Below are 14,062 nucleotides of genomic sequence, written 5' to 3'. Positions count from 1 at the left end.
TCAGGCGCTGGCGTTGCGCGCCCGGTTGCGAGCTGCACGGCGCTTCATCGCGCGGCGCTCGTCCTCGCTCAGACCACCCCAGACGCCGGAGTCCTGGCCGGACTCAAGCGCCCACTGCAGGCACTGCTCCATGACGGGGCAGCGGCGGCAGACGGCCTTGGCTTCCTCGATCTGCAGCAGCGCGGGACCGGTGTTGCCGATGGGGAAGAAGAGCTCGGGGTCTTCTTCGCGGCAAACGGCGCGGTGACGCCAGTCCATGGCTGCTCCATCTCCTCGTGTGACGGGAACGTTGCTTGTGAATGTGAACGCTTTCACGAATCCCTCCACAAGGGAAGGGCCGGAGGCCAGTCAACGACTGGTGCGGTCCTGTGGGATGAGGAGGAGGATTCGGGCTCTCAAGGGGGCCGGTAGAGCGGCCGTCCCGATCGCCATGAAGAGACTCGCAAACCTCGGCGACGGATACAACCCCTTCCGGAAACTTTTTTTTGATTCCTTGGTGTCGCCTAGCTCACAGCCGTCATTCCAGGGGGTGGAAGCCAGCCTAAACGTTCGAGTGAAAGGACTTTAGGCTCTACTGCTCACACAATCACACGCAGTGCACGGCGAACGCCTGTGAACGTCACACTCGTCCGCAGTCCCAAGTGGTCACCGTCCATCTGAAACGGCAGGGGAACCTGCGAATGCAAGGTGAAGTCGGTGAGGTCGTGGAGCGAGAGAACGTGCTTGCCCCGTGGGCCGCGATCCGGTGTGGAGGCGAGGAGTTGGGACGCATAACGGGTCACCGCGGGCACCGAGAACTTGTCCAGTGCGAAGAGGTCCAGGGCGGTGTCGAAGGACGCCTCGGGGGAGGGGTAGATCGGGCGATTGCCCAGGTAGGACCAGGGCGCGGTGTTGCAGATTATGGACATCGTGAGGTTCTCGATGACCTCAGTGGTGCCCGGCTTCCCGCCCGGTCGCTCCAGCGTGATGGTGCCGCGCCGGCGATTGGCCTCGCCCATGAACTGCCGGACGACCTGGCGCACGTACAGCGCGTGGGTTGACCGCTTGCCGCGCTCGCGCTGCTGTTCGACCCGGCCGACCACGCCCGCGTCGAAGCCGAAGCCGGCGCAGAACGTGAACCAGCGGGCCGGCACCCCCTCGTCCGGGCTGCCCGGTGTGCCCGCGGCCAGGCCCAGGCCCACCGTGCGCTCGCTGCGGTCGCGCAGCGCGTCCAGCAGGGCGCCGGTGGCCTCCACGACGTCGTTGGGCAACCCCAGGGCGCGGGCGAAGACGTTGGTGGAGCCGCCGGGGACCACGGCGAGCCGGGGGTGCGAGTCCGGGTCGGGACCCGTCGTCAGCAGGCCGTTGACGACCTCGTTGACCGTGCCGTCGCCGCCGAGCGCCACCACCAGGTCGGTCTCCCCACCCTCGGCGGCCTCCCGGGCCAGGTCGCGGGCGTGCCCGCGGTACCGCGTCTCGGCGACCTCCAGCTTGAGGTCGCTGGCCAGTGCGTGGGTGAGAACCTCACGGGTGCGGGCACTGGTGGTGGTTGCTGCGGGATTGACCACGAGAAGTGCGCGCATATGCAGCAGCGTACCTACCTGCCGGTACTCCTCTCACTCCTGTCCGGGGTGCGGGCGGGCCCGATCCGGCAGGGGCCCGACGCTACCCTGCTGAGGTGACCAGTCAGCAGAAGCAGTCCCCGAAGCGAGCCGCCGGTACCCCCGCGGTACCCGAGCCGGACGGCCCGCGGCCCACCCGGCTGAGCGCCGCCGCGGCACTCACCGGCATCGAGGGGCTGGCCCTGGCCGCCCTCGGTGCGTACATGCTGATCAACGGCCTGGTCGGGGCGCCGGACAGTCCGCAGCAGGCGGAGATGGGCGGGGCGACGATCCTGGCGCTGGCGGTGCTGCCGCTGGTCGCCGCGCGGGGACTGTGGCTGCGTCGGCGGTGGAGCCGGGGGCCGTCGCTGATCACCCAGATCGTGGCGCTGCCGGTCGCCTGGACGCTCGTCAAGGGCGGCGGTCTGCTGATCGCCGCCGGGGCCGCGCTGGCGGTGGCGGCGCTGGTCGTGCTCGTCCTGCTGGTCAATCCGACGGCGACCGAGGCGCTGGGCATCGGTCCGCGCGAGGCGCCGTAGCCCGCGAGCGGCGGAGTGCGCGGGGCGGCCCGTGGCGAGAGGGGCCCGAAACGACGCGAGGCCCCGTAGGGGAGGGGCGAACGGATCCCGTAGGGGATGCCGGCGCCCCCTGCGGAGCCACAACGGGATGGGGCGGGGTGGGATTCCCGCCCCATCGGGGTTTTCGGGGAGAGGCCGGACTCGACCGGGATTTTTCGGGGAGAGACCGGGCTCGACGGATTGCGAGGCGGATTCCGAGAGGATCCGGGAGGCGGTCCGAGGGGCCCGAGGGGCGGTCCGAGGGGGTCTGAGGGGCGCCGGGCTCTGCGGGTGCGGAGTTCGACGAGTGCGGGGGTCGACGGGGTCGTAGGTGTCGACGGATGCGGAGTTCCAGGGCCCCGGGGGACCGGGGGCCTGGGTTCCGGGCCGGGGGTGGCCGGTTATTCCTCCACGAGGAGCTTGTCGCGCAGTTGGGCCAGGGTGCGGGCCAGCAGGCGGGAGACGTGCATCTGGGAGATGCCGACCTCCTGGGCGATCTGCGACTGGGTCATGTTGCCGAAGAACCGCAGCAGCAGGATCTTCTTCTCGCGCGGCGGCAGGTCCTCCAGCAGCGGCTTGAGGGACTCGCGGTACTCCACGCCCTCCAGCGCCTCGTCCTCCGCGCCGAGGGTGTCGGCGACCGCCGGGGACTCGTCGTCGGTGTCCGGGACGTCCAGCGAGAGGGTGCTGTAGGCGTTCGCCGACTCCAGACCCTCCAGGACCTCCTCCTCGGAGATCCCCAGGTGCTCGGCCAGCTCGTGGACCGTGGGCGCCCGGCCGTGCCGCTGGGACAGCTCGGCGGTCGCCGTGGTCAGCGACAGCCGCAGCTCCTGGAGACGGCGCGGGACCCGGACCGCCCAGCCCTTGTCGCGGAAGTGCCGCTTGATCTCCCCGACGACGGTGGGCGTGGCGTACGTGGAGAACTCCACCCCGCGCTCCGGGTCGAACCGGTCGACCGACTTGATCAGGCCGATGGTGGCGACCTGGGTCAGGTCGTCGAGCGGCTCGCCGCGGTTGCGGAACCGCCGGGCCAGGTGCTCGACCAGCGGCAGGTGCATGCGCACGAGGGTGTTGCGCAGCTCCGCGCGCTCCGGGGAGCCGTCCGGGAGCTTGCGCAGCTCGTAGAACATCGCCCGGGCGCCGCCGCGGTCGTGCGGATCCTCCCCTGCCGGGGAATGCCGCTCCTGGGGCCGGCCGCCGGTGGCCGGCGCTTCCTGCCGGTCCGCCCGTCGGCCCTGCTGCTCGCTGTGGTCCATGTGGTCCGCCCGCTCTGCCTGCTCCGCCGCGGCCAGCCGGCCGCCGTGGTCGTCCGCTCCCACCGGGTGCGGCCGGGCATGCTGCCCGGGGATGACCGCGCCCGCCGCCATCCTCGCGCCGCGTTCGAGATCTTTCACGGGGCCCCCTGTTCGGTCATGACGGTCCGGGACCGGCGCCGCGCTCCTTGTACAGACTGATGGTGACCGTACGGTCCTCGGCGACGGTGGAGTCGACCTTGCCGGCCAGTGCGGAGAGCACCGTCCAGGAGAACGTGTCGCGCTCGGGAGCGCGGCCGTCGGTCGTCGGGGCCGACACCGTCACCTGCAGCGCGTCGTCGATGAGCTGGAAGACGCAGCTGAGCACGCTGCCGGGGACGGCCTGTTGCAGCAGGATCGCGCAGGCTTCGTCGACCGCGATGCGCAGATCCTCGATTTCGTCGAGGGTGAAGTCCAAGCGGGCTGCGAGCCCGGCCGTGGCGGTACGCAGCACGGACAGGTAGGCACCCGCAGCGGGCAGACGGACTTCCACGAAGTCCTGAGTCCCGGGCTCGCCTGCGATCTGGGACACCCTCACCTCCAAGGTGGCACAAGCTGGTAGAGCTGGAATGCGTGATGAAGCTCTTGCGGTTCGCGTTTTTCGCGTACTTCGGGGCATCCGTGCCGGGCGGCTCTCCCGCCAGGTGCTAAGGAGAACGATCCGGCGCGGCTCGTGGTTCGGCTGTGACGCTATCGCGATCCGCGGGCCGGTGTCGCCCAGAAGGAGCAGGGCAGCCGTCCGGAAGGCGACGGACGGCTCGCGGCGGAGCGTCTGTTACAGAGTGTAAAACCTCGGGCACGGACGGTGGTAGGGGTCTGGGGCGCCAAATCGAGGCCGATTACGCTCCGTTGGCAGGTGCCGTATCCGCCAGTGAGTGCAGCGCATCTCCAGTGAGCCGGAAGACCGTCCATTCGTCCATGGGCTCGGCGCCGATGGATCGGTAAAAACCAATGGTCGGTTCGTTCCAGTCCAGGACCGACCACTCGAAACGTTCGTAGCCGCGCGCCACGCAGATCTGTGCGAGGGCCGCCAGCAATGCCTTGCCGTGACCGCCGCCGCGTGCCTCGGGGCGGACGTACAGGTCCTCCAGGTAGACACCGTGCGTGCCCGTCCACGTCGAGAAGTTCCGGAACCACAGGGCGAAGCCGACCGGCTTCCCGGCGTCCTCGGCGATCAGTGCGAAGGCGGCCGGCTGCGGACCGAACAGCGCCTCCTTCAGCTGCGGTTCGGTGGCCCGCGCGGCCTCGGGGACGCGCTCGTAGGCGGCCAGTTCGCCGATCATGGCGAGGATGACGGGGACATCGTCGGGCAGCGCTTCGCGGATCATGCCGCAAGGCTAGACCGGCGCCCCGGAACGCTCCGAGGGGGTCCGCCGCACTCCCCGGCCGGCCTCAGACCAGCACCTCGTCGACGAAGCACCAGCGCCACGACGCGCCCGGTTCGAACGACCGCATCACCGGGTGGCCGGTCTCCTGGAAGTGCCCGGTGGCATGGCGGTACGGCGAGGAGTCGCAGCAGCCGACGTGCCCGCACTGCAGGCAGAGCCGCAGCTGTACCGGGTGGCTGCCGACGGCCAGGCACTCCAGGCAGGTCTCGCTCAGCGGCACCGGTTCGGCGCGCGGGGATTCGGGAACATGCGTGCACTCGCTCATGATGGCCAGGTTAGATCGCCGGGACGGCCGGCGGGGGATGAGTGTGGGGACGGTGCGGGCGTGGACGTGATGCCGCTGTTGCTGCTGGTCGCGTGCAGCGCGGGGGTCGCCGGGCTGGCGCGGCGCACCCCGGTGCCGGCGCCGCTGCTGCTGGTCGCCGTGGGGCTCGGGGCCTCGTACGTCCCCGGCGTCCCGGACTACACCCTCGACCCGCACATCGTGCTGCCGCTCCTGCTGCCCCCGCTGCTGCACACCGCCGCCCTGGACAGCTCCTACCTGGACCTGCGGGCCAATCTGCGGCCGGTGGCGCTGCTCTCCATCGGCTATGTGCTGTTCGCGACGCTGGCCGTCGGGTACGTGGCGTACCTGGTCGTCCCGGACCTGCCGCTGACCGCCGCGCTGGTCCTGGGCGCCGTCGTCGCCCCGCCGGACGCCGTCGCGGCCACCGCGATCGCCCGCAGACTGGGCCTGCCGCACCGGATCACGACGATCCTCCAGGGCGAGTCGCTGGTCAACGACGCCACCGCGATCACCGCGTACAAGGTCGCGCTGGGCGCCGCCGTGGGAGCCAGCGCTTCCTGGGGCGCCGGCCTCAAGGAGTTCGCCGTGGCGTCCCTGGGCGGCATCGGGATCGGCCTGGTGCTGATGGTGCCGCTGCACTGGCTGCGCTGCCGGCTGCGGGAATCGCCGCTCCTGGAGAACACCCTCTCCCTGCTCATCCCGTTCACCGCGTACGCCGCGGCCGAACAGGTCGGGGCCTCCGGGGTGCTGGCCGTCGTGGTCGTCGGCCTCTACCTGGGCCACCGCTCCTGGCAGGTCGACTTCGAGACCCGGCTCCAGGAGGAGGCGGTCTGGAAGATGGTCTCCTTCGTGCTGGAGTCCGCGGTCTTCGCGCTGATCGGACTCCAACTGCCGGTCGTGCTGCGCGGCCTGGGGGAGTTCAGCACCGCCCAGGCCCTCGGGTACGCGGCGATCGTGTTCGGCGCCGTGGTGCTGGCGCGCTATGTGTGGGTCTTCCCCGCGACGTACCTGCCGCGGCTGCTGTCGGCCCGGATCCGGACCCGCGAACCGGACACCACCTGGAACGCGCCGGTCATCGTCGGCTGGGCCGGGATGCGCGGGGTGGTCTCGCTGGCCATCGCCTTCTCCATCCCCGCGACGGTCCTGGACGGCGGCCCCTTCCCGGCCCGCAACCTGGTGCTGTTCCTGACCTTCACCACCGTGATCGGCACGCTGGTCATCCAGGGACTGACGCTGCCGCCGCTGATCCGGGCGCTGCGGCTGCCCGGCCGGGACGCCCAGGCCGAGACGCTCGCCGAGGGGCAGGCCCAGAGCGAGGCGTCGCGGGCCGCCGAGGCCCGGCTCGACGCCCTGCTCCAGGACGAGCGGAACGCCCTGCCGGGGCCGCTGGCCGACCGGCTGCGCACGGTCATGGAACGCCGCCGCAACGCGGTCTGGGAGCGGCTGGGCGCCGTCAACGAGCTGACCGGGGAGTCCGCCGACGACACCTATCGGCGACTGGCCCGGGAGATGATCGAGACCGAGCGGCGGGTCTTCGTCGAGCTGCGGGACGCCCGGCGCATCGACGACGAGATGATGCGGACGCTGTTGCGGCGGCTGGACCTGGAGGAGGCGGCGGCCTACCGGGAGACCGAGGGCTGAGGCCGAGGGCCGGGGCCGGTCGGCGCGTCGGGCCGGGCCCCGCCGGGCGGGCCTCAGGCGGTGCCGGTGACGACGGCGGCGACGGTGCTGCCGGGCGGGAAGGCGCCCCGCTCGGTCAGGGTGGTCAGGGCGAGCAGCAGCTTGGCGACGTAGACCCGCTCGACGGGCAGGCCGTGCCGCTCCTCGAAGGCGTCGGCGAACGCGTCGAGTTCGGGGGTGCGGCGGGCGTAGCCGCCGCAGTGGAATTCCTCCGCCAGCGTCCAGTCGCCGCGGACCTCGCCGAAGGCTGCGCGCTGGAGGTCGGCGACCGTCCCGTGGAGGAAGTGCGGGCTGCCGCCCTTGAGGACCGGTATGCCCAGCGCGCGCTGGCCGGGGCCGAGGCCGGCGGCGAGCCCGGCCAGGGTGCCGCCGGTGCCGCAGGCCACCGCGACCGTGTCGGCCTGCCCGCGCAGCTCCCGGCCCAACTCCGTGCAGCCCTGTGCGGCGAGGGCGTTGCTGCCGCCCTCGGGTATGAGGCGGAAGGCGCCGAACCGCTCGTGGAGGGCGGCGAGCACCTCCGGGTCGGACGCGCGGCGGTAGGTGGCGCGGTCGACGAAGTGCAGTTCCATCCCGTCCGCGACGCAGCGCGCCAGGGACCAGTTGAGCGGGGCGCCGGCGAGCTCGTCGCCGCGGACCACCCCGATGGTCGTGAAGCCGAGCAGCCGGCCCGCGGCGGCCGTGGCGCGCAGGTGGTTGGAGTACGCACCGCCGAAGGTGAGCAGCGCGCGGTCGCCGGCCTCGGTCGCGGCCCGGAGGTTGGGGGCCAGCTTGCGCCACTTGTTGCCCGGCAGGGCGGGGTGGATGAGGTCGTCGCGCTTGAGCACCAGCCGGACGCCGCGGCGGGTGAACCGCTCGTCGTCGACGGGTTGGAGGGGGGAGGGGAGGCGGGGGCGGAGGGCCTGGGGATCGGGGCTGGTCACGGGAGCGGGGAGGGGGATGGGGAAGGGAAGGGAAGGGGGACGGGGGTGCGGTGGTGGTGTGGCGTCAGCCGTGCAGGAAGCCGTCGCCGTGGGCGCTGATGTGGGCTTCGAGGGCGGTGAGGGCGCTCTGGGTGGCATCGGGGGTGCCACTGCCGCGGCGCTCCGCGTAATAGGCCGCGCCGAGCTTCCTCAGGAGGTCGTTGCCCGTGCGCTGCTGCTGCAACTCGTCGACCTTCTGCTTGCCCTGGGCCAGTCCCTGCTTGGCCTGCTCCTTGGCGCGGTCGAGAAACCCTGACATTGCTGCCTCCCTGGCGTACGGGCCGGTGCGACCCGGTCGGTGTCGGTTTCGTAAGGGATCAACGGCGGGGACGGCCGTACGGTTCCCGTGCCAGGCTGGGGGATGTGGGCGAGGAGCGCGACATGGGTGAGCCGGTTGGTGCAGCGGGGGCGGACACCGGCCGGACCGCCCGGGGGACTTACCGGGAGCGGGCGTCGCGGCTGCCGGGGGCGGTGCTGTGGAGCACCACCACGCTGCCCGGGGCGGGGCCGGTGCTGCCCGACGGGTGCACGGACCTGATCTGGAGCGCGGGGCGGCTGCTGGTGGCCGGGCCGGACACCGGGCCGCAGCGCGTGGACGCCGCGGTGCCGGACGGGACGCGCTGGGTGGGGCTGCGGTTCGCGCCGGGGCAGGGGCCGGCGGTCTTCGGGGTGCCGGCCCATGAACTGCGCGACCGACGGGTGCCGTTGGAGGACCTGTGGGGCGCCCGGCGGGCCCGTGAACTGGCGGAGCGGGCGGCGGCCGACGGACCGGGGGCGGTGCTGGAGGAGGCCGCGCGGGACCGGCTGCGGGCGGCCGGGCGGTGGGCCGCCGGGGCCGGTGCGCGCGGTGAGCTGCCGGGGCGGGACGGGCGGACCGCGGCGCTGGTGACCGCGCTCGGGCGCGGCCGACCGGTGGCGGAGGCCGCCCGATTGGCCGGGCTGGGCGAACGGCAGCTGCACCGGCACAGCCTGGCGGTGTTCGGGTACGGACCGAAGACGCTGAGCCGGGTGCTGCGGCTGGTGCGGGCGCTGGACCTGGCCCGCGCCGGCGTCCCGTACGCCGAGGTCGCGGCGCGCGCCGGATACGCGGACCAGGCCCATTTGGCGCGCGAGGTGAAGTCTCTTGCGGGGGCTCCTATGGGAGCGGTCCTCGGCGCGGGTTAGCGTGTCCGCTATGGACTACCAGGCCGTTCTTGAGGAGGTAGCGGCCTATGCGAGGCCGTTCGTGGGGCGCGGGCACGTCGCCGACTACATTCCGGCGTTGGCGGAGGTGTCCCCGGACCGCTTCGGTATCGCGGTAGCGGACATCAACGGCGAGGTGTACGGGACCGGTGACTGGCAGGTCCCGTTCTCCGTGCAGTCGATCTCCAAGGCGTTCTCGCTGGCGCTGGTGATGGCCGGTTCCCATGGGGACGACGACATCTGGCAGCGGGTCGGGCGGGAGCCCTCGGGGACGCCGTTCAACTCCCTGGTGCAGCTGGAGTGGGAGAACGGGATTCCGAGGAATCCTTTCATCAACGCGGGCGCCCTGGTGGTGACGGACCGCCTGCTGACCATGACCGGTGACGCCAGCACCTCGATGCTGGAGTTCCTCCAGGCCGAGAGCGGCAATACGGAGCTGGCGTTCGACCAGGCGGTGGCCGGTTCCGAGGCCGACCACGGGGACCGCAACGCGGCCCTGGCGCACTTCATGGCGTCGTTCGGGAATCTGGAGAACCCCGTGCCGAGCGTCATCGAGCACTACTTCTGGCAGTGCTCGATCGAGATGTCCTGCCGGGACCTGGCTGTGGCCGGCGGGTTCCTGGCCCGGCACGGGCTGCGGGCCGACGGGAGCCGGCTGCTGGAGGCGCGCGAGGCCAAGCGCATCAACGCGGTGATGCTGACCTGCGGCACGTACGACGCCGCCGGGGAGTTCGCCTACCGGGTGGGCCTGCCGGCGAAGAGCGGGGTGGGCGGCGGCATCGTGGCCGTGGTGCCGGGGCGGTGCACGCTGTGCGTGTGGAGCCCGGGGCTGGACGCGCGGGGGAACTCCGTGGCCGGCATGGCGGCGCTGGACCAGTTCACCACGCTCACCGGCTGGTCGGTCTTCTAGGCCGATGGCCGCCCGCCCGGGTGGGCTGGCGTTGTGGGGGCGGGAGCGGCGGCGCATGGTGGGCGGTAGGAGGTGCACCTGCCATGGAGCATGAGATGCGCGCGGAGTATGCGGAGGGCGTGCTGCCGCACGAGGACACGCCGGTCAAGAAGTGGCACATGACCAGGGTGGGCGCGACCATCGCGATGTGCGGCCAGCCGCTGGCCCCGGCCGCCGTCACCCAATCGGCCGGCAAGTGGGGGACGGCCGAGGCGCAGCCGTTCTGCCGCACCTGCGGCGTGATGTACCTGGAGGAGCATCCGCAGGACACCGAATGATCGGCCCGGCCGGCCGGGCCGTCCCTAGGGCAGCGGGGCGAAGAGGTCCACCCCGTGGCCGTCCGGGTCCTGGACGACGGCGTAGCGCTGGCCCCAGTCGGCGTCCCAGGGAGCCTTCCCGCCCCGGTAGCCGGCGGCGGTGAGGTCCGTGTACACGGCGTCGACGTGGGCGGCGTCCGCGCAGGCGAAGGCCAGGCCGGTGGGGGCGCCGGCCGGGAGCGGCGTCCAGTCGGGGTCGAGTGAGCGGGCGGTCTCGTGGGTGTCCCACATCAGGCGGAGGCCCCCGGGGAGCCGTGCCTCGGCGTGCGGGGCGGTGTCGCTGCCGTCGGGGACGGTGAGGCCGAGCCGGCGGTAGAACGCCAGGGAGGCGGCCATGTCGGCCACCACCAGGCCGATCGCGTCGAGGCGGGGTACGGGTGGGGTGTTCATGGCCGCGAGCGTAGGAGCGGCGGCGGGGCGCCGTCTTGAAGGAATCGGACGCCGCCGGGCCGGGGCCGTCAGGGGATGTGGACGACCTGGCCGGCGTAGGAGAGGTTGCCGCCGAAGGCGAAGAGCAGCACCGGGGCGCCGGCCGGGACCTCGCGGCGCTCGACCAGCTTGGCCAGGGCGAGCGGGACCGAGGCGGCCGAGGTGTTGCCGGAGTCGACGACGTCCCGGGCGACGACGGCGTTGACCGCGCCGATGCGCTCCGCGACCGGCTCGATGATCCGCAGGTTGGCCTGGTGGAGGACGACGCCGGCCAGTTCCTCGGGGCGCAGGCCGGCCCGGTCGCAGACCTTGCGGGCGATGGCCGGGAGCTGGGTGGTGGCCCAGCGGTAGACGGTCTGGCCCTCCTGGGAGAACCGGGCCGGGGTGCCCTCGATGCGGACGGCGTTGCCCATCTCCGGGACCGACCCCCACAGCACCGGGCTGATGCCGGGCTCGGGGGAGGCGGTGACCACCGCGGCCGCGGCGCCGTCGCCGACCAGGACACAGGTGGAGCGGTCGGTCCAGTCCACCACGTCGGTGAACTTCTCCGCGCCGATGACCAGGGCGTTCGTCGCCGAGCCGGCCCGGATCGCGTGGTCGGCGGTGGCCAGCGCGTGGGTGAAGCCGGCACAGACGACGTTGATGTCCATCGTGGCCGGCGCGGCCAGGCCCAGGCGGGCCGCGACCCGGGCCGCGGTGTTGGGGCTGCGGTCGGTGGCGGTGCAGGTGGCGACCAGCACCAGGTCGATGTCCTTGGTGGCCAGGCCGGCGGAGGCCAGGGCCTTCTCGGCGGCCGCGGCGGCCATCGCGTCCACCGTCTCCTCCGGCGCCGCGACGTGCCGGGTGCGGATGCCGACGCGGCTGCGGATCCAGGCGTCGTCGGTGTCGACCATGCCGGCGAGCTCGTCGTTGGTCAGCACACGGGAGGGCTGGTAGTGGCCGAGGGCCAGGATGCGCGACCCGATCATGAGGTCCCCTGCGGTACGTGGAGCGGGCGGTACCCGCACAGTCTCGCCGCTCGTCGACGCCGGAAGGATGTGCGAACCGCCAACGTTCGGCGCCGAGAACTGGAGGCTTCCGACGCGTCCCGGCCCCGGCGGCGCGATGCGCGGCCGGGGCCGGGACGGCCCTCGGGGGCTCAGGCCAGGGCGCGGAACCGCCGCAGGCGCAGGCTGTTGCCGACCACGAAGACCGAGGAGAAGGCCATCGCGGCGCCGGCGATCATGGGGTTGAGCAGGCCCGCCGCGGCCAGCGGCAGCGCGGCCACGTTGTAGCCGAACGCCCAGAAGAGGTTGGCGCGGATGGTGCCGAGGGTGGCCCGGGCGAGCCGGATGGCGTCCGCCGCGGCGCGCAGGTCGCCGCGGACGAGGGTGAGGTCGCCGGCCTCGATGGCGGCGTCGGTGCCGGTGCCCATCGCCAGACCGAGGTCGGCGCGGGCCAGCGCCGCGGCGTCGTTGACGCCGTCGCCGACCATGGCGACTGAGCGGCCCTCGGCCTGGAGGCGCTCGACGACGGCCACCTTGTCCTCGGGCAGGACCTCGGCGATCACCTCGTCGATGCCGACCTCCGCGGCGACCGACTCGGCGACCGCCCGGTTGTCACCGGTCAGCAGGACCGGGGTCAGGCCCAGCGCGCGCAGCCGGCGGACCGCTTCGGCGCTGGTGGGCTTGACCGCGTCGGAGACCACCAGCACGGCGCGGGCCGCGCCGTCCCAGCCGACCACGACCGCGGTGTGCCCGGCCCGCTCGGCGGCGTCCTTGGCGGCGGCCAGCGCGGACGGCAGCTGCTGGCCGCGGTCGTTGAGCAGGCGTTCCCGGCCGACCAGGACGGAGTGCCCCTCGACGGAGCCGCGGACGCCGAGGCCGGGGACGTTGGTGAAGCCCTCGGGGGCCGGCAGGGTGCCGGTCGGCTCGGCCTCCTGGGCGGCGGTGGCCAGGGCGCGGGCGATCGGGTGCTCGGAGGAGTGCTCCAGGGCGCCGGCCAGCCGCAGCGCCTGCGTGCGGGTCACCCCGTCGGCGAGGTGGACGCCGGTCAGGGCCATCACGCCGGTGGTGACGGTGCCGGTCTTGTCCAGGACGACGGTGTCGACGGCGCGGGTGGTCTCCAGCACCTCCGGCCCCTTGAGCAGGATGCCGAGCTGGGCGCCGCGGCCGGTGCCGACCATCAGCGCGGTCGGCGTGGCGAGCCCCAGGGCGCACGGGCAGGCGATGATCAGCACCGCGACCGCGGCGGTGAACGCGGCGACCGCGCCGTGGCCGGTGCCGAGCCAGAAGCCGAGGGTGGCCAGGGCGAGTGCGATGACGATCGGGACGAAGACGGCGGAGATCCTGTCGGCGAGCCGCTGGGCCGCCGCCTTGCCGTTCTGGGCGTCCTCCACCAGCCTGGCCATCCGGGCGAGCTGGGTGTCCGCGCCGATCCGGGTGGCCTCGACGACCAGCCGGCCGCCCGCGTTGACGGTGGCGCCGGTGACGGTGTCGCCGGGGGCGACCTCCACGGGGACGGACTCGCCGGTGAGCATCGAGGCGTCCACGGCGGAGGAGCCCTCCACCACCCGGCCGTCGGTGGCGATCTTCTCTCCGGGCCGGAGCACGAACCGGTCGCCCACCCGCAGCTCGCCGACGGGGATCCGGACCTCCTTGCCGGCGCGGAGCACCGCGACGTCCTTGGCGCCCAGTTCCAGCAGGGCCCGCAGGGCCGCGCCGGCCTTCCGCTTGGCGCGGGCCTCGAAGTACCGGCCGGCCAGGATGAAGGTGGTGACGCCGGCCGCGGCCTCCAGGTAGATGGCGCCGCTGCCGTCGGTGCGGGCGATGGTCAGCTCGAAGGGGTGGGTCATGCCGGGCATCCCGGCCGTACCGAAGAACAGTGCCCACAGCGACCAGCCGAAGGCGGCGAGGGTGCCCATGGAGATCAGGGTGTCCATGGTGGCCGCCCCGTGCCGCAGGTTGGTCCAGGCGGCCCGGTGGAACGGCCACGCCCCGTAGGCCACCACGGGGGCGGCCAGGGTGAGCGACAGCCACTGCCAGTTGGTGAACTGGAGCGCCGGGACCATCGCCATCAGGATCACCGGCACGGAGAGCGCCAGGGAGACGAGCAGCCGCTGCCGCAGCGCGGCGAGCGGGCCGTCGGCCTCCTCCGCCGCCGGGCAGGGCTCGGCGCCGTCGGCGGGCGGTTCCGGGGCGGGCGGCGCGGGGACCGCGGCGGTGTAGCCGGTCTTCTCCACGGTGGCGATCAGGTCGGCGGTGCCCACGCCGCTGTCCTCCGCGAGCGTCACCTGCGCCTTCTCGGTGGCGTAGTTGACGGTGGCGGTGACCCCGTCCATGCGGTTGAGCTTCTTCTCGATGCGGGCCGCGCACGAGGCGCAGGTCATACCGCCGATCTCCAGCTCGACCACGGGCCCATCGATCGCGGTGGTCATGACGGCTGCTCCTCCTCCTGTTCGTGGG

General features: G+C 73.0%; 16 protein-coding genes. 5 read left to right on the top strand and 11 right to left on the bottom strand.

From position 1 onward, the window contains the following. Both SNOUR_RS14560 and SNOUR_RS14555 read right to left on the bottom strand, forming a co-directional pair. Positions 1 to 258, bottom strand: a complete 258-nt coding sequence (locus SNOUR_RS14560) for a WhiB family transcriptional regulator (RefSeq protein WP_003983230.1) — start codon at positions 256 to 258, stop codon at positions 1 to 3. A 320-nt stretch (positions 259 to 578) separates the two neighbouring features. Then, positions 579 to 1,562, bottom strand: a complete 984-nt coding sequence (locus SNOUR_RS14555) for a diacylglycerol/lipid kinase family protein (protein WP_067347058.1) — start codon at positions 1,560 to 1,562, stop codon at positions 579 to 581. 95 nt (positions 1,563 to 1,657) lie between these two features. Between SNOUR_RS14555 and SNOUR_RS14550 the strand changes: the two genes are divergently transcribed. Continuing rightward, complete coding sequence (locus SNOUR_RS14550; protein ID WP_067347056.1) at positions 1,658 to 2,119, top strand: hypothetical protein; 462 nt, start codon at positions 1,658 to 1,660, stop codon at positions 2,117 to 2,119. A gap of 419 nt (positions 2,120 to 2,538) precedes the next feature. Here SNOUR_RS14550 and SNOUR_RS14545 read toward each other — a convergent pair whose 3' ends face one another. The 4 genes from SNOUR_RS14545 to SNOUR_RS14530 form a co-directional block, all read right to left on the bottom strand. Next, entirely contained in the window at positions 2,539 to 3,504 is a 966-nt protein-coding gene (locus SNOUR_RS14545) for an RNA polymerase sigma factor SigF (RefSeq protein ID WP_067347055.1), read from the bottom strand. A gap of 43 nt (positions 3,505 to 3,547) precedes the next feature. Beyond that, positions 3,548 to 3,961, bottom strand: a complete 414-nt coding sequence (locus SNOUR_RS14540) for an ATP-binding protein (RefSeq protein ID WP_039632890.1) — start codon at positions 3,959 to 3,961, stop codon at positions 3,548 to 3,550. Between the two features lie 307 nt (positions 3,962 to 4,268). Further along, positions 4,269 to 4,757 carry a GNAT family N-acetyltransferase gene (locus tag SNOUR_RS14535; protein ID WP_067347053.1) on the bottom strand — a complete coding sequence of 163 codons (489 nt, stop codon included), beginning with the start codon at positions 4,755 to 4,757 and terminating at the stop codon, positions 4,269 to 4,271. Between the two features lie 64 nt (positions 4,758 to 4,821). Beyond that, positions 4,822 to 5,082 carry a UBP-type zinc finger domain-containing protein gene (locus SNOUR_RS14530; protein WP_067347051.1) on the bottom strand — a complete coding sequence of 87 codons (261 nt, stop codon included), beginning with the start codon at positions 5,080 to 5,082 and terminating at the stop codon, positions 4,822 to 4,824. Positions 5,083 to 5,151: 69 nt separating this feature from the next. On the opposite strand from SNOUR_RS14530, the gene SNOUR_RS14525 reads away from it, so the two are divergent. Continuing rightward, a complete protein-coding gene (locus SNOUR_RS14525) occupies positions 5,152 to 6,744 on the top strand; it encodes a Na+/H+ antiporter (protein WP_376738586.1) in 1,593 nt (530 codons plus the stop codon). Between the two features lie 53 nt (positions 6,745 to 6,797). Here the strand turns inward: SNOUR_RS14525 and SNOUR_RS14520 are convergent, their stop codons facing one another. Continuing rightward, complete coding sequence (locus tag SNOUR_RS14520) at positions 6,798 to 7,703, bottom strand: 1-aminocyclopropane-1-carboxylate deaminase/D-cysteine desulfhydrase (protein WP_067347048.1); 906 nt, start codon at positions 7,701 to 7,703, stop codon at positions 6,798 to 6,800. 64 nt (positions 7,704 to 7,767) lie between these two features. Then, positions 7,768 to 8,001 (bottom strand): hypothetical protein, encoded by a 234-nt coding sequence (locus tag SNOUR_RS14515; protein WP_067347046.1) that lies wholly within the window; start codon positions 7,999 to 8,001, stop codon positions 7,768 to 7,770. 122 nt (positions 8,002 to 8,123) lie between these two features. Here SNOUR_RS14515 and SNOUR_RS14510 point away from each other — a divergent pair, with 122 nt between their 5' ends. The 3 genes from SNOUR_RS14510 to SNOUR_RS14500 all read left to right on the top strand — a co-directional run bounded on the left by SNOUR_RS14510 (position 8,124) and on the right by SNOUR_RS14500 (position 10,151). Beyond that, the gene (locus SNOUR_RS14510; RefSeq protein WP_067347045.1) at positions 8,124 to 8,906 is read left to right on the top strand and encodes a helix-turn-helix domain-containing protein; all 783 of its coding nucleotides are present in this window, start codon (positions 8,124 to 8,126) and stop codon (positions 8,904 to 8,906) included. Positions 8,907 to 8,916: 10 nt separating this feature from the next. Continuing rightward, the gene (locus tag SNOUR_RS14505) at positions 8,917 to 9,834 is read left to right on the top strand and encodes a glutaminase (protein WP_067347043.1); all 918 of its coding nucleotides are present in this window, start codon (positions 8,917 to 8,919) and stop codon (positions 9,832 to 9,834) included. Positions 9,835 to 9,917: 83 nt separating this feature from the next. Next, positions 9,918 to 10,151, top strand: a complete 234-nt coding sequence (locus SNOUR_RS14500; RefSeq protein ID WP_067347041.1) for a hypothetical protein — start codon at positions 9,918 to 9,920, stop codon at positions 10,149 to 10,151. A gap of 24 nt (positions 10,152 to 10,175) precedes the next feature. Here the strand turns inward: SNOUR_RS14500 and SNOUR_RS14495 are convergent, their stop codons facing one another. The 3 genes from SNOUR_RS14495 to SNOUR_RS14485 form a co-directional block, all read right to left on the bottom strand. Then, complete coding sequence (locus tag SNOUR_RS14495) at positions 10,176 to 10,580, bottom strand: VOC family protein (RefSeq protein ID WP_067347039.1); 405 nt, start codon at positions 10,578 to 10,580, stop codon at positions 10,176 to 10,178. A 68-nt stretch (positions 10,581 to 10,648) separates the two neighbouring features. Beyond that, positions 10,649 to 11,587 (bottom strand): beta-ketoacyl-ACP synthase III, encoded by a 939-nt coding sequence (locus SNOUR_RS14490; protein WP_067347038.1) that lies wholly within the window; start codon positions 11,585 to 11,587, stop codon positions 10,649 to 10,651. A gap of 170 nt (positions 11,588 to 11,757) precedes the next feature. After that, positions 11,758 to 14,034, bottom strand: a complete 2,277-nt coding sequence (locus tag SNOUR_RS14485; protein ID WP_067347036.1) for a heavy metal translocating P-type ATPase — start codon at positions 14,032 to 14,034, stop codon at positions 11,758 to 11,760. Positions 14,035 to 14,062 lie beyond the last annotated feature (28 nt).

Source organism: Streptomyces noursei ATCC 11455 (assembly GCF_001704275.1).
GTDB lineage: Bacteria > Actinomycetota > Actinomycetes > Streptomycetales > Streptomycetaceae > Streptomyces > Streptomyces noursei.
The sequence above is the reverse complement of the archived record's forward strand: the minus strand, read 5'-3'. Positions and strand labels throughout refer to the sequence as shown.